The sequence below is a fragment of the Saccharopolyspora sp. NPDC000995 genome, from assembly GCF_053599315.1.
Map to the genome: position 1 here is coordinate 1 of NZ_JBSFLZ010000131.1, position 19,710 is coordinate 19,710.

General features: G+C 64.2%; 18 protein-coding genes and 1 pseudogene. 13 read left to right on the top strand and 6 right to left on the bottom strand.

The window, feature by feature from the left end; all coding sequences use genetic code 11:
• The coding region (locus ACWDKQ_RS29930; RefSeq protein WP_450142118.1) for a universal stress protein at positions 1-312 on the top strand (312 nt) is incomplete at its 5' end.
• 304 nt (positions 313-616) lie between these two features.
• Positions 617-781 (top strand): universal stress protein, encoded by a 165-nt coding sequence (locus ACWDKQ_RS29935; RefSeq protein WP_450142119.1) that lies wholly within the window; start codon positions 617-619, stop codon positions 779-781.
• Positions 782-833: 52 nt separating this feature from the next.
• Here the strand turns inward: ACWDKQ_RS29935 and ACWDKQ_RS29940 are convergent, their stop codons facing one another.
• The 5 genes from ACWDKQ_RS29940 to ACWDKQ_RS29960 all read right to left on the bottom strand — a co-directional run bounded on the left by ACWDKQ_RS29940 (position 834) and on the right by ACWDKQ_RS29960 (position 5,720).
• The gene (locus ACWDKQ_RS29940) at positions 834-1,241 is read right to left on the bottom strand and encodes an Hsp20/alpha crystallin family protein (protein ID WP_450142120.1); all 408 of its coding nucleotides are present in this window, start codon (positions 1,239-1,241) and stop codon (positions 834-836) included.
• Between the two features lie 617 nt (positions 1,242-1,858).
• Positions 1,859-2,635 carry an SDR family NAD(P)-dependent oxidoreductase gene (locus ACWDKQ_RS29945; RefSeq protein ID WP_450142121.1) on the bottom strand — a complete coding sequence of 259 codons (777 nt, stop codon included), beginning with the start codon at positions 2,633-2,635 and terminating at the stop codon, positions 1,859-1,861.
• A gap of 108 nt (positions 2,636-2,743) precedes the next feature.
• Entirely contained in the window at positions 2,744-3,964 is a 1,221-nt protein-coding gene (hutI, locus tag ACWDKQ_RS29950) for an imidazolonepropionase (RefSeq protein ID WP_450142122.1), read from the bottom strand.
• Positions 3,965-4,000: 36 nt separating this feature from the next.
• Positions 4,001-5,305, bottom strand: a complete 1,305-nt coding sequence (locus ACWDKQ_RS29955) for an NAD(P)/FAD-dependent oxidoreductase (RefSeq protein ID WP_450142123.1) — start codon at positions 5,303-5,305, stop codon at positions 4,001-4,003.
• A gap of 34 nt (positions 5,306-5,339) precedes the next feature.
• Complete coding sequence (locus ACWDKQ_RS29960) at positions 5,340-5,720, bottom strand: nuclear transport factor 2 family protein (RefSeq protein WP_450142124.1); 381 nt, start codon at positions 5,718-5,720, stop codon at positions 5,340-5,342.
• 221 nt (positions 5,721-5,941) lie between these two features.
• Here ACWDKQ_RS29960 and ACWDKQ_RS29965 point away from each other — a divergent pair, with 221 nt between their 5' ends.
• The 4 genes and pseudogenes from ACWDKQ_RS29965 to ACWDKQ_RS29980 form a co-directional block, all read left to right on the top strand.
• Entirely contained in the window at positions 5,942-7,852 is a 1,911-nt protein-coding gene (locus tag ACWDKQ_RS29965) for a flavin-containing monooxygenase (RefSeq protein ID WP_450142125.1), read from the top strand.
• Between the two features lie 62 nt (positions 7,853-7,914).
• Complete coding sequence (locus ACWDKQ_RS29970) at positions 7,915-8,817, top strand: alpha/beta fold hydrolase (RefSeq protein ID WP_450142126.1); 903 nt, start codon at positions 7,915-7,917, stop codon at positions 8,815-8,817.
• The gene (locus ACWDKQ_RS29975; protein WP_450142127.1) at positions 8,814-9,671 is read left to right on the top strand and encodes a MurR/RpiR family transcriptional regulator; all 858 of its coding nucleotides are present in this window, start codon (positions 8,814-8,816) and stop codon (positions 9,669-9,671) included. The genes ACWDKQ_RS29970 and ACWDKQ_RS29975 overlap by 4 nt, the downstream gene beginning before the upstream one ends.
• A gap of 82 nt (positions 9,672-9,753) precedes the next feature.
• Positions 9,754-9,905, top strand: a pseudogene (locus ACWDKQ_RS29980) (IS5/IS1182 family transposase); the annotation flags it as partial.
• Positions 9,906-9,939: 34 nt separating this feature from the next.
• Here the strand turns inward: ACWDKQ_RS29980 and ACWDKQ_RS29985 are convergent.
• Entirely contained in the window at positions 9,940-10,992 is a 1,053-nt protein-coding gene (locus tag ACWDKQ_RS29985; RefSeq protein WP_450142128.1) for an NADP-dependent oxidoreductase, read from the bottom strand.
• 141 nt (positions 10,993-11,133) lie between these two features.
• On the opposite strand from ACWDKQ_RS29985, the gene hutH reads away from it, so the two are divergent.
• The 7 genes from hutH to ACWDKQ_RS30020 all read left to right on the top strand — a co-directional run bounded on the left by hutH (position 11,134) and on the right by ACWDKQ_RS30020 (position 19,403).
• Positions 11,134-12,663, top strand: a complete 1,530-nt coding sequence (hutH, locus tag ACWDKQ_RS29990) for a histidine ammonia-lyase (RefSeq protein WP_450142129.1) — start codon at positions 11,134-11,136, stop codon at positions 12,661-12,663.
• Between the two features lie 243 nt (positions 12,664-12,906).
• Entirely contained in the window at positions 12,907-13,854 is a 948-nt protein-coding gene (locus ACWDKQ_RS29995; RefSeq protein WP_450142130.1) for an ABC transporter substrate-binding protein, read from the top strand.
• Between the two features lie 349 nt (positions 13,855-14,203).
• On the top strand, positions 14,204-14,998 hold the full coding sequence (locus tag ACWDKQ_RS30000) for an amino acid ABC transporter permease (RefSeq protein ID WP_450142131.1): 795 nt from the start codon (positions 14,204-14,206) through the stop codon (positions 14,996-14,998).
• Positions 14,995-15,762 carry an amino acid ABC transporter ATP-binding protein gene (locus tag ACWDKQ_RS30005; RefSeq protein WP_450142132.1) on the top strand — a complete coding sequence of 256 codons (768 nt, stop codon included), beginning with the start codon at positions 14,995-14,997 and terminating at the stop codon, positions 15,760-15,762. Before ACWDKQ_RS30000 ends, ACWDKQ_RS30005 begins: the two co-directional genes overlap by 4 nt.
• A gap of 5 nt (positions 15,763-15,767) precedes the next feature.
• Entirely contained in the window at positions 15,768-16,685 is a 918-nt protein-coding gene (locus ACWDKQ_RS30010) for an alpha/beta fold hydrolase (protein ID WP_450142133.1), read from the top strand.
• A gap of 220 nt (positions 16,686-16,905) precedes the next feature.
• Entirely contained in the window at positions 16,906-18,111 is a 1,206-nt protein-coding gene (locus ACWDKQ_RS30015) for an allantoate amidohydrolase (RefSeq protein ID WP_450142135.1), read from the top strand.
• A complete protein-coding gene (locus ACWDKQ_RS30020) occupies positions 18,108-19,403 on the top strand; it encodes a formimidoylglutamate deiminase (protein WP_450142134.1) in 1,296 nt (431 codons plus the stop codon). The genes ACWDKQ_RS30015 and ACWDKQ_RS30020 overlap by 4 nt, the downstream gene beginning before the upstream one ends.
• The last annotated feature ends 307 nt before the right edge of the window (positions 19,404-19,710 follow it).

The following is a 19,710-nucleotide window of genomic DNA, read 5'->3' on the forward strand; positions in this document are numbered from 1 at the left end:
GACCTTCCGCTGGACCCGTTCGCCCGGGTGCAGCAGTGGGAGCTGCCATGGGGCGAGGTGCGCGAAGAAGCCGAGGAAGTGCTCGCCTCCTCCTTGTCAGGCTGGGGTGAACGGTTTCCCGATGTCAGCGTTCGGCGGGTGGTGACGCCGGAAAAGCCCGCCGAGGCGCTGTTCAGAGAAGCAGGGGGCGCGAGCCTGCTGGTCGTGGGCAGCCATGGGAGGGGGCGTATCCGTCGCAGCCTGCTCGGCTCGGTGAGTCATGCTGTTGTCAACCGGGCCTCTTGCCCGGTCGCGGTTCTGCGCGCTGGGTGACGTGCTAGTGCTACCGGCGGCCCCCTGTCCTGCAGGTGCACTGCCTGCTGCGTGGCGTCGCTCATGGATGGTCCACATTGGACTCCTTGTTCAAGCTTGCCCAGGTCAGTCTGTGGGATCGGCGCGAGTTCGTCGAAACCAGCGGGCCTCGCGCACCTGCTCGACGGCTTCGGCAATGTCGTCGTCGGTGACCAGGCGGTGGCGAAGCGGTGCAAGGGCGTTTCGCGGCCATCAGTGCCACGATGGTGACCACGATCGGCATTGGCCCTCTCGGCGCCCGTGCACCGAGAGGTGGTTCGGGGGCATGCCGCCCGGACGTTGCTGCACGAGACTCAGGGGCGCGGGTCTGCTCGTGGTGGGCAGCGGTGGACGCGGCGGATTCGTCGGCGTCGTGCTCGGCTCGGTGAGTCAGCATTGCGTGAGCCACGTGCACTGCCCGGTGGTTGTCGTCCGCCCCACCGCGCGATGACGTGGCGTGCATGTGCGGAGGAAGGCCCGAACGCCGTCCGCCACGCCTTCCTTCACTTGCCCTTGCGCATCACTGGGATTTCCTTGCGGCTTTCGGCTTCTCGGCGCGGCAGGTGGATGGTGAGGATGCCCGCTTCGTATTCGGCATCGATGTCGTCGGTGTCGCAGCTGGTCGGCAGCAGCAGGGTGCGGCTGAACGAGCCGTAGTGGAACTCGCTGTGCCGGTCGGTGCGTTCTTCGTGCTTGCGCTCCGCGGTGATCTTGAGCTGGTTGCCCTCGACGTTGATGTGGATGTCCTTTTCGGGGTCCACGCCGGGGAGTTCGCAGCGGACCACGAACTCGTCCTTCTCGGTGTAGGTCTCCACGCGCATCGCATGTCGTTCACCGAAGGGCCACTCGGTTTCGAACATCTGGAAGATGTCAGGCAGGCCCAGGCTCGGCCGAGGCTGCAAGCTGGTCATGGTGTCCTCCCAAGCGAAAGGTTCAACGCTTTCAGGGTCCGTTCGGCCGGGCTGTGCGCAATAGGGCCGAGCGGCCCCGTTCCGCCTGAACTCGTCGCGGGTACGGGACGGGTGTTGAGCGTGAAGCCCGTGGTGCGCAGGAGTGTCGCGATGAAAAGCAGAACGGTGCCGTCGCAGGAGACGATGCGCTCCGCGCTGGCCCTGGCGTGCTGGGCGCCGTCGGTCCACAACAGCCATCCGTGGCGGTGGAAGCTGGCTTAGCACTCGGCGCACCTCTACCGCGACAGTTCCCGGCTGAGAGGCCGTTGCCGAGAGATCGGCACGGCGGGTTCGGCGAGAAGGACGCGACTTGGGACGACCACGCCAGACCGGTCGTACACGGGCGGTGGCGCCGCCGATGCAGCGGTCCGTTTGGCATCGCAATCAGTGTGGAGACCTGGCAGCGGCGGCGTCTTCCCTCGCCGACGAGTACCTCTTGTCGGCTCCGGGACCTTCGGAAGCTGAGCTGCTGGCGCCGCCGCTGCGGCTTCTTCTACCCGCGCGGTAGCCAGCAATCAGCATCTGGCGCGCGCGAGTTTCTGACCATCAGGCACTCGTGTAAGCGGCTCGAAAACTAATTAGTAGAGCGCTTTTCCTCCGTCGAGGCGGATTACAGCACCGGTCAGGTAGGGCGAGCATGTCGACAAGAACAGCAAGGTCTCCGCGACATCGTCGGCGTTGCCGTTGCGGAATTCATAGCGTGTGCCGACACGGCAGGTGTCGCCCTCCACCAGCGGCTCGCCGCGGTAGCGCCGCAAAGCGTCATTCATTCCGTCGTCGGAGCGGAAGAACTGCGTCGGTGCGACGGCGTTGCACTGGACTGTCGGCGACAGCGCCACGGCGAGCTGCTCCATCAGCCGGATCAGCGCCGTCTTGGACAGGCTGTGCGGGATGAGGTTGGGCCATGCCTCGTTGGTCGAGTTGCCCACCAGCGCGATGATTCGGCCGTGGCCTTGCTTCTGCATGACCTTCGCAGCCTCTTGGCTGAGGAAGAAGGGACCCCGGATGTTGATGCCGAATGCGGCGTCGAAGTCGTCTTCGGTTACATCTTCAAACTCTTTCGCCCGAAGCGAGCTTGCGTTGTGGATCAGGACGGTGAGGTCGCCCCGCCAGGCGAGTGTCCGGTCCACCAGCGACCGGGCCTGGGACGTGTTCGATACGTCCGCTTCGATCGCAGTTGCCTCGCCGCCTTCGGAGCGGATGAGCTCGACAGTTTCCTCCGCGAGCTCTGGCTGCTTCCAGTGGTTCACGACAACCGCTGCCCCGGCTGCCGCGAACCTACGCGCGAACTCGCGGCCTGCACGCTCGGCAGCGCCGGTGATGAGGACCGTCTTGCCGTCGAGTCTTGGATTCATGCAGTTTCCCTTCTCGGAACTTGGACGGTGTGGTTCGGTGACGAATTCTCGGGCCGCGGGGGAAAGGGAGCGCAGCGCACGTGGACTGGCCGGTCGTATGCCCCGGGTTCAGATTTCCCTGACTCCGGCTTTCCATACGGCGCGCGTGAGCGGCACCGCCGGGCGGTATGCGAGGTGGGCGACCGAAGGCGCATCCAGTACCTGGAGGTCTGCTCGAGCGCCTGCGCGGACGATACCGACGGCTGGCTGCGGTACGCCACGCGGATCGTGCCATCCGTCCGTGTGCATTCCGAGTGCGATAGCACCGCCCAGCGTCGCCGCGCGGATCGCCTCCCGGACGGACATCCCCATCTGGAGGACCGCAGTGGCCACGCAGAACGCCATTGAGGTGGTAAATGAGGTGCCCGGATTGCAGTTCGACGCTATCGCGACGACGGCGCCAGCATCGAGTAGCCGGCGGGCGGGTGCGAGCGGCATCTTGGTCGACAGGTCGCAGGCCGGGAGCACCGTGGCGACAGTGCCGCGTGTTTCACCTGACCAGGAGGACGAGAGCGCATCGATGTCGTCATCGGTGAGGAAACCGAGATGGTCCACGCTGAGCGCTTCATACTGCACCGCGAGCCGCACTCCCGGCCCGTGCCCGAGCTGATTGCCGTGGAGTCGGCGCGCAAGGCCGTGCTCTCTTGCGGTTTTGAGAATCCGCCGCGTCGCCGCTTCGTCAAAGGCGCCGGTCTCGCAGAACACGTCCACCGCTGAAACGAGTGGTGCCACGGCGTCAAGCATCGGGCCGGTGACGAGCTCGAGATAGCTGGCCGGATCTTGGTCCTCGGGTACGACGTGGCCGCCGAGGAAGGTCACGGCATCGGCGTGCCAGCACGCCACGTGTGCGGCCCGCACCTCATCGGCCACGGTAAGTCCGTAGCCGGTCTTGGTCTCGATCGTCGTCGTCCCACCGCGACGTGCTTCGGCGACGAGCCGCGCGATGTTCGCTTCGAGATCCTCGTCGCTCGCAGCGCGTGTGTCCTTAACCGTGACATTGATTCCGCCTGCTGAGTACGGCTGACCGGCCATGCGTGCCTCGAACTCGGCGGTGCGGTCTCCCGCAAACACCATGTGAGTGTGGGAATCGACCCAGCCAGGAAGTACTGCGCGACCGCCGACGGCGATCTTTCGGTCCGCAGCCGGCGCGCTACCGGCCGCGCCGACCCAGGCGATCCGGTCGCCTTCGATCACCAGCGCGGCGTCGGCGACCCTGCCTCCGTTCGTTTCGTCGTTCGTCGTCAGCTCTGAAATGCCGTCGAGGAGGACGGACTCCTGCGTCCCTGTCATGCCTTTAAGTGTCCTTGTCCTTCGCGCTCAACCCCGTCACCCTCGTGACTGGTTTTCGCGCGGAGCTCGTAGCCGTGAGAACTGTGCCGTCGAGTACGTGCGGTCGCTGACCGGACTGCGGAAGGGTTCGGCGGTGTGATCACGTCCGTTCAGTTCGGTCTCGAGGACGTGCCGAAGCAGCTCGCCGACGATCGGTGCGGTTTTGAACTGCGTGCCGGAGGTCGCCATTGCCACGAAGAGACCGTCGTAGCATGTGCGGTCATAGATCGGTTGCCAGTCCTCAGCGGCGTCGTAAAGCCCGACGACACCCATACGCACGCGCGGAATGCCCAGATCCGGGATGCGCCGGGCAAGCCTCAAGGTCATGCGTTCCCAGGCGTCCGGCGACACGAGCCGGTTGAACACGTCGGGATCTTGGATGAATGTCTGCTCGTCGGCGCGATCGCCGTTGCTACCCACGAGGAATGCGTCGCCGCGTTCCGGGCGGAAGTTGATGTTGAGGTCGCCATCCACGAGGTGCACGCCCTGAAGAGCAAGGTTCAAATCAGAGGGTGCTGGGACGTGGATGAGTTCTTCGCGGATGCGCCGAGTGCGGATGCGGAAGTCGGAGGTCGCGCCGATGCCTCGGATCAGCCGGTCGGTATGTGGCCCGGCGGCGACGAGCACGGCCTCGGCACGCAATGTGGTGCCATCCCCGAGCGTCACACCCACAACACGGTCACCTTCGAAATCGAAGCTGACTACGGTGGCCGAAAGCCGTAAGCGCGCGCCAGCCCGTTGCGCGGCCCGCATCAGGTTGACGGCGGCGAGTGTCGGATCGCCCACGTAGCCCGACTGCGACGTGTAAAGACCGCCGCTGAGGAGCTCGGTGGGCTCGTCCCAGAACGCCTCGTCGTCGACCGACCGGGGTGGACCGAACCGATGGAAGTCGAAGTATGGAAAGTGGCCACTCATGTCTGCCAAGGTCCACTTGTCGAAGGCGACGCCTGCACCGCTCATCGCCGTGGCTGCCTGGTCGGCGAATCCGCTGCCGGTGTCCAGGATGAGCGAACCGCACCGCACGAATCGAGCGAGGTCCTCGGACTCGTCCGCTCCGAGGAACTCCCGCCAGTTGTTCCACACCGACAGCGCGTCGTCGGCAAGCGCTGAACTCTGTGCGTCGCTCGCGTGCACGCGGATGACCCCGGCCGACGCGCCCGTCGATCCGTCTCCGATTCCGCTGTTGCGATCGAGCACGAGCACATCGTGACCCGACTTCGCCAGCGCCAGTGCGGCACTTGCGCCGATCACGCCTGCGCCGACGATCAGTACTTCAGTGCGGTTGTCTATCCCGACGTCCATGTTTCCTCGCGTAGCTTGTCGGTAAAGCGCCCCATTACAGCCCCCAGCCGACGTGGGGCCGACGTGTGCCCTTTTGCTTCACGAAAGACTCGCGGAGATCGGATACCCGGTCGCCCGCGAAGGTGAGGAGGAAGTTGCCGGCCAGTGTGTACTCTTCGCCGCCGGATTGCAGGATCGTCCACCACTCAACGCCCACGCGATCGCCTTCGATCACCGGGACTCCGTAGCGGAAATCCACGTCGGCGACTTCGGCGACCGCGACCTCCCAGAACCCTTCGATGGCCTCATGGCCGACGAAGGGTTCTTCGAGGAAGGGGGTGTTTCGGTAGCAGGCGTCTTCGGTGAAGATCGCGGCAGCACCCTTGGCGTCGCGTTCGCGCCAGACCCGCCCGAAGCTCTCCAGCCATTCCTTCACGACGTCAGCTGACACGGTCATCGGATCTTCCTCACTGTTGTTGTCGGCGCAACCGCGACGGGACTCGTAGATGACACCAGTCTATGCATGTGCGCTAGTTTCGCATAGTATTATACAGACGGCGTCGGCCGACGGAGAGGACGTAACTCGACATGGGACGCACTCGCCAGCGCGAGGGGACTGATCAGTTCGACGACTTGTACTGGGAGTCTCGATCCGAGGTGATCGTCGAAGACGACGCCTTCCTCGAGGAGATCGTGACCAATGCGGAGCTGCCGGTCCTGCTGGCCGCCATCGCTGCCGTACTCCGCGACACCACGTTCCTTCGGGCGGAACTGGCGCCCCCACTGACTCCGATGGACACAGAGCCGCATCCACACTGTGGCATGACCGCAGATCAGCAGAAGAAGGCGTCTGCGCTCGCGCTGGCGGGGCTGAAGGAGATGCGCGAGAAGAAGATCGATTCCGTCGATATGCTGCCGGACGCGACCGCGCGCGAGATTCTCAACTATCTCACGGGTGGTCGCGACGAGTGGGCCAACATGCTCACACACGAGCTCGACATCGCGGAAGGCAAAGGTGGAAGACCTGCCTGGGACTTCAACGAGGTAGCGAAGGGGCGCGAGTTCTCGACGCTCATCGTCGGCGCGGGCGTCGGCGGCATCGCAGCCGCTTATCGGTACGGGCGGGCCGGTGTGCCGTTTGTCCTCATCGAGGCCAGCGCGACCGTAGGTGGGACGTGGGCGAAGAACACCTATCCCGGCGTCCGCCTCGACACGCCGACCTTCGGCTACTCGTACTCCTTCGCCCAGCGGGGGGACTGGCCCAATCAGTTCGCTCGGGGCGGCGAGATCCTCGACTATCTTCGCGATGTCGCCGACCGGGCCGGGATCACGAACGAGATCGAGTTCTCAACCCGACTCGTGCGTCTGCGATGGGACGAGGAAGCACGGCTGTGGGAGGCCACGACGCGCGGCGCCGATGGGGCTGAGCAGGTGCGGCGGTTCTCCGCCATCGTCAGTGCGGTAGGGCAGCTCGATCGCCCGAACATCCCGGAGATCGCCGGCGCGCAGCTGTATCGCGGCGTGGCCATGCACACTCAAGAGTGGGACCACGATGTCGACCTCGCGGGCAAACGAGTGGCCGTCATCGGTACCGGTGCGAGCGCCTATCAGGTTGTGCCGGCGATTGTCGACGAGGTGGACTCGCTCGTCATCTTCCAGCGCAGCGCACCTTGGATGCTGCCAGCCCCCAACTACCACCACCCCGTCACGGATGCCTTCACCTGGCTGCGGCGCAAGGTGCCCCATTACGCACAGTGGTATCGGCTCTGGGTCATCCTCACCGGGATACCCGGCAGAGCGCATACGGTGACGGCACAAGAAAACTGGCCGGGCGCCCCGTTAAGCATCTCCCCGAAGAACCAGGAGCTGAGGGAGTACCTCATCGCTCGTGTCGAGGAGCAGCTGGAAGGCAACCCAGAACTACTCGAGCACGCGATTCCTAGCTATCCGCCGGGGGCGAAACGGATGCTTCGTGACAATAAGGTGTGGGCGGCCGCACTGCGGTCCGAGAAGACGACGCTCGTGACCGCGGGAATCGAACGATTCACCGAGAAGGGTGTCGTCGATGGGGCTGGTCAGGAACACGAGGCCGATGTCGTGGTGTATGCGACGGGTTTCAAGCCCTCCGATTATCTGGACGGCGTCGAGGTCATCGGTCGTGATGGTCGCGAGATCCACGAGTTCTGGGATGGCGACGCACGCGCTTACAACGGGATCACTGTCCCGGGGTTCCCCAACTTCTTCCTCGTCTACGGACCAAACGTCGGTGGCGTGGTCGCGGGAAGCCTGCACTTCATGCTCGAACGCGCTGTGGAGTATTCATTGTCGGCGGTTTACGAGATCCTGAGCAGGGGGATCACCGCGATCGATGTGCGCCCCGAGGCGCTTGACCGCTTCGTCGCGTGGGTGGACGAGGGCAATCGTAAAATGGCGTGGGGCCAGCCTTACGTGCGTACGTGGTATCAGAACAAAAATGGTCGAGTATCTCAGATCTGGCCGTACACGAACGTTGAGTACTGGGACATCACCGAGTCGGTGAACGAAGACGATTACGATTTCATTGAGTAGTCCTGTACAACCGGCCGGGTGCGTCGCACGCGTGCTCACGTTCTTTCAGACGGGATAATACGATGGTACCAATCGAGCGGGACCGGATAACGATCGGCGGGCTGGAGACGAGCTACCTAGCAGCAGGAGACCACTCCACTCAACCGGTCGTGCTCCTGCACGACGGGGCGTGGGGCGGATCGGCGGAAGCCAGCTGGCGTGACGTGATCCCGATCTTGGCCACACGTTACCGAGTGATCGCACCGGACTTGTACGGTTACGGACGTTCCAGCAAGCTCGTACAGCTCGACGTTGCTCCCTACGAGTTCAGGCTTCGACAGGTCGCCGGTCTGCTTGACGCAGTGGGGCTGGGCGCCACATCCGCGCACTTCGTCGGGAACTCCTTCGGCGGAGCCATGGCCCTGCGTGCATCGACGATACCGTGGTGTGCGTGGCGCGTAAGGTCGGCCGTGTCGATCGCAGGAACCGGAGGACCCTATCGTACGAAGGAATCGTTGGCGTCACTGTCGCACTTCGACGGCTCACGGGCGGACATGCTGCGTATTGTCCGCCTTCTTACCGGTGATTTCGACGGCATCGACAGCCACGTCGATCTCCGGATGCAAGACGCGAGCAACTCCGGTCATTATCGAGCGGTCGCCGCGGCCGGACTCGCCACACCATTCGGTGTGGCTGCGAAGTCAGCGGACAGGTATCCGGAGAATCTCCGGGACGTGAAGGCGCCTCTTGCGCTTGTGAGCGGCGTGAAGGATAACCTCGTCGAACGGGACTGGGCGCGGAGGATCGCCCAGCATGCGCCGTCGTGTTCCGTGTACGACATCGAGGCGCGACACTCTCCAAACATCAGCGACCCCGAGACCACCGCGATGTTGCTCCTGGGGATACTGGAGTCGTTTGATGATCTGGCTCCTGCGCGCGGTGAAGCGCAGGGCTTCGAGGAAAGCCGTATCGGAGGGCCGAGATGACGAGGAGCGCGAGCACCTCCTCAGACGACATCTATGACCGATTTAGGAATGCCCGGCTCTCTCCAGCGCAGCGGCGGATCGCACGCTATATCGTTGACCATCGCGACGCGGCGGCGTTCCTGACGAGCGAGAGCATCGCGCAGCAAGTCGGGGTCAGTCAGCCGTCGGTATCCAGATTCGCCGCAGCGCTGGGCTACGCAAAATTCTCCGACTTCAAACGCGCCCTGCAGGAGTGGGCGCGTTCGGAGATGTCCACGCTCGCGCCACAGTCCGTGGACGCCAGCCCCCTCTACGAGGCGATCAGCGCCGAGATCGCCAACCTGCAATGGCTAGGCAATTCCGCCGGCCTCGGGGAGCAGATCTCTCGCGTGGGCGCTGCCATCATGTCGTCGAAACCGCTTCCGGTCGTCGGTCTTCGATTCTCCCGCTCGTTCGCGGAGCACTTCGCTTACCTCGGTGCCAAGGTCCATTCCGGAATCTCCGTGATCGACCGGGGCGATACCCAGGCGAAAGAGAGTATCGCCCGAGCACACAGCCAGGGCGCGACCTGGTGTCTGTTCTTCATTCTTCCCCGCTACCCCCGCGAGGCGTGCGAGCTCGTGCGCTATGCACGACAGATGGGGCTGAAGGCCGCGGTTCTCAGCGATGAGTCGTTCGCGACCGTAGGACATGAGGCTGACGAGCTCATCACGGTCAGGCTCGGCAGCGGTTTGTTGTTCGACACGTCGGCTGCGATCAACATCATGTCGAGCGCACTGCTACATGCGATGGCCGATTCCAGTCCCGGTAGTTCACAGGAGGGACTCGAGCGCTTCGAGCGCCACGCGTCCGATCTAAACGTTTTCGAGGACTGAACCCCTCAATCGTCGATGGATCAACTCACCGAGGCTCTCCAGGAAACCCGCCAGCGGAGAGCTCATCGAGGAAAATAAGGACCACAACAGCAAACGGGCCATCGGCGAACGCGGAAACTCCCCGCTCAAACCTTCAAACCCTTCCGCAACGTCAGCCTCTGCCCCTGGAAGATCGGCAAGATCGTCGCCGCGGCACTCGTCCTTCTGCGCACCGACCACGCCGAAGCCGCATGATCATGCACACCAACGATGCATTACCCGGAAAGGCTCATTCGCCGCGCGACGCCGGTGCGGTACTCGTAGGGTCGTCGGAGACCCTGACGATGAGTTTGCCGAAGTTCTTGCCCTCGAGAAGCCCGAAGAACGCGTCGACGGCGTTCTCGATGCCGTCGACGAAGTCCTCTCGGTACTTGAGGCTTCCGTCGGCCAGCCAGCCCGATACGTCGCTCTGGAACTGCTCGTAATGCGTTGCCACGAAGTCTCGCTGGGTGAATCCTCGGACAAGTAGCCGCTTGGTGTTAATGGCTTTCATCAGCAACGGCAGCCGATCGGGCCCTGCTGGCAGGTTTTTCTCATTATATTGCGAGATTAGACCGCAGACGGGGACGCGTGCGAAGTCGTTCAGGTGATCAAACACGCCATCCCACACCGCACCGCCGACATTTTCGAAGTAGACGTCGATGCCATCCGGGACAGCCGCACTCAGCTCGTCCGCGAACCTGGGCGAGCGATGGTCGATCGCGACATCGAAACCCAGCTCCTTCAACCAGGCGACCTTCCTCGGCCCGCCCACGATCCCGACGGTGCGCACGCCTTGTAACCGCGCGATCTGCCCTACCATTGAGCCGACCGGACCCGCTGCGGCCGCTACCACGAGCGTCTCGCCCCGGCGTGGGCGGCCGATCTCGGTGAGGCCCACGTATGCGGCGAAGGCCGGCATACCAAGAACTCCCAAGGCGGTCGAGATAGGCGCTTTGCCCGGGTCGATCTGGCGCAGCAGCCGGGCATCCTGAACCGCATGCGTCTGCCATCCGCAATGCGCCAGCACGATGTCCCCGGGAGCGACGAGGGGGGATGCCGATTCAAGGACCTCGCAGACCGTTCCTCCTTCCATGACCTCGCCGATCTCTACCGGCTTTGCGTATGACATGGCAGCGTCCATCCGGCCGCGCATGTACGGGTCCAGGGACAGGTAGATCGTCCGCAACAGCGCCTGACCTTCCTTCAAGGCGGCAATTTCCCGCACTTCAAGGCGGAAGTTTTCGTGAACGGGTGCACCGTTGGGGCGGGAAGCGAGGACGACTGCCGTGGTTTGGGTCACGGTCAAACCATACGTGCAGGTTGCCCGATCTGCATAGAGTAGATACAGTGACCACGTCTACTGAATGATTTTCTGCACTCGATGCCGGCCCTCACAGCGCGCTCGCGTTCGCCGCAACGAAGTACGAGGAGACAGATCACCATGACCACCATCACAATCAGCGGCGAGCGGTTGAGCCTCGACGCGCTTCGACCTGTCTACCGGGGCCCCGTGGAAGTGGAGCTCACTCATCAGGCGCTGGAGAACCTCCAACGAGGACACCAGGTCATCCTCGACGCGATCGGCCGCGGGCAGGTCGTGTATGGCGTGAACACCGGTTTCGGGAAGCTCGCGGATCGACGGATCTCCCCGGGGGATCTCGCGGAATTGCAGCGGCGGTCGGTGCTTTCGCACATGGTCGGGGTGGGTGACCCACTTCCGGACGAGATCGTGCGGGCGATCCTCGTCATCAAACTCATCGGACTCGCGAGGGGTCACTCAGGTGTCCGCGTCGAGATCGCCGAGATGCTGACGGCGCTCATCAACGCCGACGTGCTGCCAGTCATCCCTTCCCAGGGGTCGGTAGGAGCATCCGGGGACCTTGCACCTTTGGCGCACATGGCCGGGGCGATGATCGGCGAGGGCCGGGTGCGGATCAATGGAGTAACCTATGACGCCACCGAGGGGCTCGCCAAGGCTGGGATCACGCCGGTGGTGCTCGGCCCCAAGGAAGCGGTAGCCCTTCTCAACGGTGTTCAGGCCTCCACCGCCATCGCCCTCCGCGGGTTGTTCGGGGCCGAGGCGGTCTTCAATGCCGGACTTGCCGCGGGCGCGCTCACGCTGGAAGCAACGGCAGGCCGACAGGTGGTGCTCGATGACCGCATCCAGCAGGTCCGCGGACACGACGGTCAGATCCGCGTTGCCGGCGCCCTGCGTCGCCTGGTCGAAGACAGCCCGGTGCTCGATATCGAGTTCGAGGGGCGCCGCCTGCAGGACCCGTACTGCCTGCGTTGCCAGCCACAAGTGATGGGCGCGGCGCTCGACCTTCTCACGTTCGCGACGCGCACCATCGAACAGGAGATCAATGCGGTCTCCGACAATCCGCTGATGTTCCCTGACGACGATGTTGTGCTTTCAGGCGGAAACTTCCACGGGCAGCCCATCGCTTACGCGGCAGACATCATCGCCATGGCAATCTGCGAGATCGGCTCCATCTCCGAACGCCGCCAGGCGATGCTGATGGATTCCTCCATGAGTGGGCTGGCACCCTTCCTGGTGGAGAACGCGGGGCTGAACTCGGGGTTCATCATGGTCCAGGTCACCAGCGCCGCGCTCGTCGCCGAGAACCGCGCCAAGGCGACGCCGAGCAGCGTGGACAGCATCCCCACCTCCGCTGGCCAGGAAGACCACGTGAGCATGGCCACCCACGCCTCCATGCGGCTGGGGCCGATGGTGCGTAATGCGGCATACATCGTCGCGATCGAGCTGTTGTGCGCCGCGCAGGGGCTGGACCTTCGCAACGAAGGACGGGCAGCGCCCGCCAACCGCCCTACGTACGGGCTCGTCCGTGCCAAGGCCGAGTTCCTCAAGGATGACCGGATCATGGCGGGCGAGATGGAGGCCATCGCCGAAGATGTCCTCGATGGGGTTTTCGTGGAGATCACCGGGGTGCCGCTCGAAGTAGTGAACTAAAGCGAGCTGGTTGCGCCATCGTTACGAATGTGGCGAAATGTCCGCGGCCGCGGACGAGCGGGAAGGCGCGGCGGCGACCACGCGCCGCACGGGTTCTAGATCAGGCCCCTGTTTCGAGCGCGAAACAGCTTGCTGACGTGCGAAATCAGGACTTGCGCTGCTGCATATCGATTGATACATTTCCCGGCACACATGAATAGTTTTGTTCATCGCAGGAGTTCCGAACCGCCTTAGGAGCTAAAGATGTCCAAGTCCCGTGGGCTCACAGCCACGCTCTCGTTAGTCGCCTCCGCAGCACTACTGATTTCCGGCTGCGCACCCGGGACCACGTCGCCGAGCGAGAACAAAACGACCAGTGCCGAAGTCATTCCCGAGTTGCGTGGCCAGCTTCCTCAGCAGGTTCGCGACTCGGGCGTGCTTGTGGTAGCTACAGATCCGCAGTACCCGCCGTGCGACTTCACCAACGAGTCCGGTCAGATCGACGGCTTCAACCACGATCTCCTGATGGAGATGGCCCCGCGTCTCGGGGTCAAGATCGAGCAGGAGGCGATCTCGTTCGATGGTCTGCTGCCGGGAGTCCAGAGCGGGCGCTTCACCGCGGCCATGGAGTGCATTACCGACAACGTGGAGCGCGAAAAGACTGTCAAGTTCGTCGACTACGCTTACGCGACGAAGAGCGTCCTCGTCAGCTCGAAGAACAACAAAGGCATCACCGGGAACCCGCTGAGTGTCTGTGGTCTGCACGCGGGCGTGCAGACCGGCACGGAGTTCGTCACCGATGTGGAGTTGTTCACGAAGAACTGCGAGGCGGCAGGGCGTGCGCCGGTGGAGGTGACCAACTTCCCGTCCGCCGGCGACCAGAACACCGCCCTGCAGGCTGGCCGGATTGACTTTGCCGTCACCAACACCGCGACCGGAGCGTGGCAGGCGAAGGTTTCCAACAAAGCGTTTGACGTCATCCCCAACCCTCTGCTGTCGCGCACGTATGTCGGCATCGTCGTCGCACCTGACGCCGACGGCACCGCTGAGGCGCTCCTCGGTGCGCTAACTGCGATGATCAAGGACGGTACCTACGACAAGGTCATGGCGCGCTGGGGCATTGAGGAGGACGCTCTGAAGGAGCCCGGCATCAACCTGGCGACGACTCGTCCTCTGAAGCTGCCCGAGCCGTGCGGTACGTGTGGGTTCTAAAGCGACAAGACGTCGAAGAGATCGACGGTTGTCGTCCTGAACAACAGGTCCACGCAGGCCTGGCAGATCGACTCGCAGCGAGCGGGCGTGGGACGGCACCGCTGGGAACAGGCCCTTCCATCTCTGTGCGACGCGTGATCTGAGAGCGCCCGGTGGCGTCGCGCACGTCCGGTCGCAGGTGTTCGAGCGGCGTCCATGCCGTCTCGTCGAGCCGGCACCCGATCACCTGCTCACGAGACAACGAAAGGAAGGTGCACCGGTGGCTGATTCGACAGCGAATGTCGAGGTCCGAGACCCACACGCAAGGCCCGTTCCGCGCAGGCACACAAGTTACTGGATCAGCGGGCTGGTGGCGACCCTGGTGGCGGCGGGCATCGTCTATGGTTTTGCGACCAACGAAAATATGGGTTGGCCCGTCTTCGCACGGTACGTGTTCTCCGAGCCTATCCTCCAAGGCGTGCGGGTGACGATTGAGCTATCGCTCATCTCCCAAGTTTTCGCGGTCCTCATCGGCTGTCTGTTGGCGCTACTCGGTGAGTCCCGCAACCCGGTATTTCGTGCCCTCGTGAAGGCGTATGTGGGCCTTTTCCGAGGACTTCCGCTCCTAATTCTCCTTCTCGTCTGCTTCAACGCGGCACTGTTCATCCCGCGAGTGGGCTTTGGTGGATTCAGCTGGGACACCAACACCCTCATCACCGGCTTCACCGCGGCGATCATCGGGCTGTCACTGCACGAAGGCGCCTTCATGGTGGAGATCATCAGGGCGGGGTTCATGTCGGTTCCCAGTGGTCAGCGAGAGGCCGCCCATAGTCTGGGGATGAAGCGAGGACTCATCATGCGGACAATCGTTATCCCCCAGGCAATCCGGGTGATCATTCCGCCCACGGGCAACCAGTTCATAAGCCTCTTGAAGGCGAGCGCGCTCGTCGCCGTCATCGGCGGCGGCGATCTGCTCACACGTGCCCAGCAGATCTACGGGTCCAACTTCCAGGTCATACCGCTACTCATGGTGGCGAGCTTCTGGTACTTGGTGCTCGTCACGATTGCGACCTTCGGCCAGCACTTCCTTGAGAAGAAGTACTCCCTGTCCGGAGGACCCCAGAAGAAGCCCGTCAAACCTCGTCTCGCGGAGGCGCCCGAATGAACCGGCAACCCCTCGTCACCATCCGCGACGTCGTCAAGCGCTTCGGCGAGGTGGACGTCCTCAAGGGGATCGATCTCGAGGTCATGCCCGGCGAAGTGCTCTGCCTCATCGGGCCGTCCGGGTCCGGTAAAAGCACCCTGCTTCGCTGCGTGAACTATCTCGAGCGAAGCGACAGCGGCTACATCCGAGTGGAGGACCAGTTCGCCGGCGCAGTCGTCAAGAACGGTGAGCTGCACGAGGCGAGCGAGTCAGAGATCGCCAGGTACCGCCAGCACATCGGCATGGTTTTCCAGCACTTCAATCTCTTCCTGCACCTCACCGCGCTTGAGAACGTCACGACCGGACTCATCAAGGTCCGCCACCTCGCCAAGAGCGATGCGGTTGAGCGTGCCGAGGCCGCCTTGGCGGACGTGGGACTAGAGCACCTGCAAAATTCCTACCCACGTCACCTTTCGGGCGGCCAACAGCAGCGTGTGGCCATCGCCCGCGCGCTGGCCATGGAGCCCAAGCTGATGCTGTTCGACGAGCCGACCAGCGCGCTGGACCCCGAACTGGTCGGTGAAGTGCTCTCGGTCATGCGCCGCGTGGCCGAGGACGGTATGACGATGATCGTGGTTACCCACGAGATGCGGTTCGCTCGCGATGTCGCCGACCGCGTTGCCTTCATGGATCAGGGCCGGATCGCGGAGATCGGTCCGGCCAAGCAGCTCATCGATTCGCCGAGTTCCGAGCGGACTAGGCACTTTCTCAATCACGTGGAGTGACGCCAGTGATCGAACATGAACGCGGACGCGACGCGCCGGATCCGTCCATGACCGCAATCGACAGGCGAAGATCTCAAAACGAGGTTACGACCGGCCCGACCCTCACATTCACCAATCCGGTCGGCCCCGCCGACGCGACTCATCTCCTGCTCGGGCACTCCCTGGGAACCTCCGCTGCCTTGTGGGCAGAGGTCGTTCCGCTTCTGGCGCAGTCGTTTCAGGTCATGTGCTGGGAACTTCCCGGACACGGCAATTCGCCTGCGGCAGGACGCGCGTTCACGATCAGCGACCTGTCCGACGGGATCGTCGAGCACCTCGACAAACGCGGTGTGTCGAGCTTCCTGTATGCCGGCGTCTCGATCGGCGGCACGGTGGGACTCGACCTGGCGTTGAGATACGCCGACCGGATCGCCGCGGCCGCGATCGTTTCGGCAGGAGCGCGTGTGGACTCCCACGTGGCGTGGGCCGAGCGCGCGGGATCGGTGCGAGCGAGTGGCACCGGCTCGCTCGTGGCCGGCTCGTTGCAGCGTTGGTTCGCTCCATCGACCCGTGAACGGCACGCAGACAGGGCCGAACGGATGCTTCACGCGCTCCGCGATACAGACGACGAGAGCTATGCGCGCGCCTGTGAGGCGCTCGCCGGCTACGACGTCACGGCGGGGCTCGCGCAGGTGGCGCCGCCGGTCCTGGCGCTGTGGGGACAGTATGACCAACTCGTGCCCGAACACTGGTCAGCACAGATCGCGAAGGGTGTGCGGCGCGGTAGCGTTCAGTGCGTCCCGGATGCGGCGCACGCCAGCCCTCTGGAGCAGCCCGAGACAGTTGCCGGTCAGTTGACCACCTTTTTCAGTTCGATCTTCCGGCCTGCGCCCGACACCGACCGCGGTGGCGCCGTCGCCCGAACTGGACAAGTACGTCCGTGATCGGCGCGTCGCGCACGCTGGAAGAGGAGACGAGCCGTAGCGCCCCGTAGCGCCCCGTTGCGTCGATCACCGCTTCGAGAAACCCATGAGGAAGACGACTCCTTGACAGAAATGGCTCCGGCAGCACACATGCCAACCAACCACTCCTGTGACCACACTGACATCAAACGACTGGTAGCACGATCTTCGCGCATCCAGGTGAGAGGGGCGAGTTGTGTCGGTGCTTGAAAGGCTGGAGGAAATTAGTGGGATCGGTCGCGATCCCGTGCGAGGGGGATATTCGCGACATCTATTCGAGCCGGCCGAGCTGGAACTGCGTGACTGGTTCCGCCGCTCGGCACGGGAGCTTGCCCTGGCCGTCGAAGTGGACGGGAACGGCAATCTCTGGGCATGGTGGGGCGATCCTGGACCTGGTGTGATCGCAACAGGAAGCCACTTGGACTCGGTCCCCGGTGGGGGCGCCTACGACGGTCCCCTTGGTGTGGCGAGTTCTCTTGAGGCGGTGGCGATCCTGCGAGCGGAAGGTTGGCTTCCCGCGCGTCCGATCGCGATCTGCGCCTTCACCGAGGAAGAGGGATCACGCTTCGGCATGCCGTGCCTGGGCACGCGGTTGCTCGTCGGCGAGATTACCCCGGAGGCCGCCCTGGCCCGCGTCGACGGCGGTGGTGTCACACTCGAAGACGCGTGGCGGCAGGCGGGTATGGATGTGTCCCGGATCGGTCCCGATCGTGACCGCATCGCCTTCCTGGACGCGTTCCTCGAACTGCACGTCGAACAGGGTCTCGATCTGGAAGAGCGCGGTCTACCGCTCGCGGTCGCCTCGGCGATCATGGCGCACGGCAGGTGGCGGCTGACGATCTCTGGCGAGGGCAATCACGCGGGCACCACTCCCATGCCAGGACGGCGCGACCCCGTCGTTGCGGCATCGGCGGCGGCTCTGGCCGTTCGCGACGTCGCGCTGGGGCACCCGACGGCCCGCGGTACGGTCGGCCGCATCGCGGTCACGCCTAACGGAACGAACGTGATCGCCTCGCGCGTCGATGCGTGGCTTGACATTCGCGCCCACTCGGACGCGGCGGTGCGCGCCCAGTTGGACTCGACTGTGGCGCTGATACAGAAGTGCGTGGCGGCCGAAGGTTGCGTCCTCGATGTCCAGGAGGAGTCGTTCTCACCGCTGGTCGCGTTCGATCAGCCGCTGACCGAACGTATTGCCGATGTGCTCGGCGGGGCACCGTCCATCCCCACCGGTGCCGGCCACGACGCCGGCGTTCTCTCTGCGTACGTGCCAGCCACGATGATCTTCGTGCGGAACCCGACCGGTGTATCTCACGCACCGGGTGAGACCGCGCGCGACGAAGACTGTGAGGAGGGTGCCCGGGGGCTGGCCGCTGTCCTGCGTGACCTCGCTGGGAGGCCGATCCAATGACAGCCGTGGAGCGGTTCTACCATTGCGAGCTCGCGCTCGTCGACGGAGTATTCGTCGAGGGCGTGCGCCTGAAGGTCGTAGGTGGGGAGATGGCCGAGGTGACAGTGGGCGTGTCGCCCCAACCAGGCGACACTCTGCTCGGCGTGGTCGTCCCGGGATTCGTGAATGCACATTCCCACGCGTTCCACCGTGAGCTGCGCGGCCTCACTCACGCCGATGGCGGTGACTTCTGGCAGTGGCGCCACCGGATGTACCGGACCGCCGCTCTCCTGACCCCGGAAGGCTATCGCGACCTGGCCGAACGGGTGTTCACGGAAATGCGCGATGCCGGCTACACAGCGGTCGGCGAATTCCACTACGTCCACCATGATCCGCAGGGCGAGCCGTATCCGGGCCACGACATGGAGCTCGCACTCGCCGCCGCCGCCGCATCGGCCGGCATTCGACTTGCGCTTCTCGACACGTGCTATTTGCGGGGCGGAGTGGGGCAACCACTCGGCGCCGAACAGCGACGGTTCGGCGATGCGAACGTGAACAGGTGGCTGGAACGCTGGCATGCCCTGCGAGACACGCTCACCGGTAGCGGACGAGGATTGGTCACGCTGGGTGCGGCGATCCACTCCGTGCGAGCCGTATCGCGCCACGATCTCGCCGTGATCGCCGACGAGTTGCCCGCAGAGGTGCCATTGCACGCGCACGTGTCGGAGCAGCCCGCGGAGAATCAGGCTTGTCTGGACAGCTACGGCTTGACGCCGGTCGGGCTGCTGTCCGCGCACGGGCTGCTGTCCCCACGATTTTCGGCCGTGCACGCGACACACCTCACCCCCGATGACATCCGTCTACTCGGTGAGGCCGGCGCGACGATCGTCATGTGCCCAACGACCGAGGCCGACCTCGGTGACGGGATCGGCCCTGCTCCCGAGTTGCTGGCCGCGGGCGCGGTCCTTGCGATCGGGTCCGACCAGCATGTCGCCATCGACCCGTGGGAGGAGCTCAGCCGCCTCGAACTCGATCAGCGATTGCGGTTTCAACGTCGTGGGATCTTTACTCCGGAAGCACTGTGGAAGGCAGGCACAGTAGGTGGCCACCACTCGCTCGGGTTGCCGGGGGTCCGTCAGCAGTCACCGGGGCTGGTCGTAGGCGAGCCGTTCGACGCGGTCGAGATCGACCCGACGACATCGCGGACGCGAGGTGCTCAATTACGTCAGTTCCCGCTTGTCGCGCGTTCCGCGGACGTCACCGCGACGATCGTGGGCGGTAGGCTCACACGGCCTCGGACAGCGGGGACATGACTGGTGCCCGCGCGCTTGTACGCGACCGTGCACTTCCCACGGCTGGGCACGTCTACTTGGCGGCCGATCTCGGTTGCCGACCTGTCAGTGAGAGCAGACAGGAGGTTGACCACGTAGTTGGTTGATCTGTTGTCGTCAGCTCGTCAGTTCACGACCGCAGGACGATCACCTCCTGATCACCGGGCGCACCAGCTGGAGTATTAGGCGATCCCTATTTTCTGTCTTGTGCCACCAGTGCGGCGATCTGGCCGCGCGAGGTGAAGCCGAGCTTGGTGAGGATATGTTCGACGTGGGTTTCGGCGGTGCG

What these genes read in the sequence shown, in the direction of transcription:
- ACWDKQ_RS30005 (WP_450142132.1), top strand. Translation starts at nt 14,995, where the DNA reads ATGAACCGGCAACCCCTCGTCACCATCCGCGACGTCGTCAAGCGCTTC.
- ACWDKQ_RS29995 (WP_450142130.1), top strand. Translation starts at nt 12,907, where the DNA reads ATGTCCAAGTCCCGTGGGCTCACAGCCACGCTCTCGTTAGTCGCCTCC.
- ACWDKQ_RS29955 (WP_450142123.1), bottom strand. Translation starts at nt 5,305, where the DNA reads ATGGACGTCGGGATAGACAACCGCACTGAAGTACTGATCGTCGGCGCA.
- ACWDKQ_RS29935 (WP_450142119.1), top strand. Translation starts at nt 617, where the DNA reads ATGCCGCCCGGACGTTGCTGCACGAGACTCAGGGGCGCGGGTCTGCTC.
- ACWDKQ_RS29940 (WP_450142120.1), bottom strand. Translation starts at nt 1,241, where the DNA reads ATGACCAGCTTGCAGCCTCGGCCGAGCCTGGGCCTGCCTGACATCTTC.
- hutH (WP_450142129.1), top strand. Translation starts at nt 11,134, where the DNA reads ATGACCACCATCACAATCAGCGGCGAGCGGTTGAGCCTCGACGCGCTT.
- hutI (WP_450142122.1), bottom strand. Translation starts at nt 3,964, where the DNA reads ATGACAGGGACGCAGGAGTCCGTCCTCCTCGACGGCATTTCAGAGCTG.
- ACWDKQ_RS30020 (WP_450142134.1), top strand. Translation starts at nt 18,108, where the DNA reads ATGACAGCCGTGGAGCGGTTCTACCATTGCGAGCTCGCGCTCGTCGAC.
- ACWDKQ_RS29970 (WP_450142126.1), top strand. Translation starts at nt 7,915, where the DNA reads ATGGTACCAATCGAGCGGGACCGGATAACGATCGGCGGGCTGGAGACG.
- ACWDKQ_RS29945 (WP_450142121.1), bottom strand. Translation starts at nt 2,635, where the DNA reads ATGAATCCAAGACTCGACGGCAAGACGGTCCTCATCACCGGCGCTGCC.
- ACWDKQ_RS29975 (WP_450142127.1), top strand. Translation starts at nt 8,814, where the DNA reads ATGACGAGGAGCGCGAGCACCTCCTCAGACGACATCTATGACCGATTT.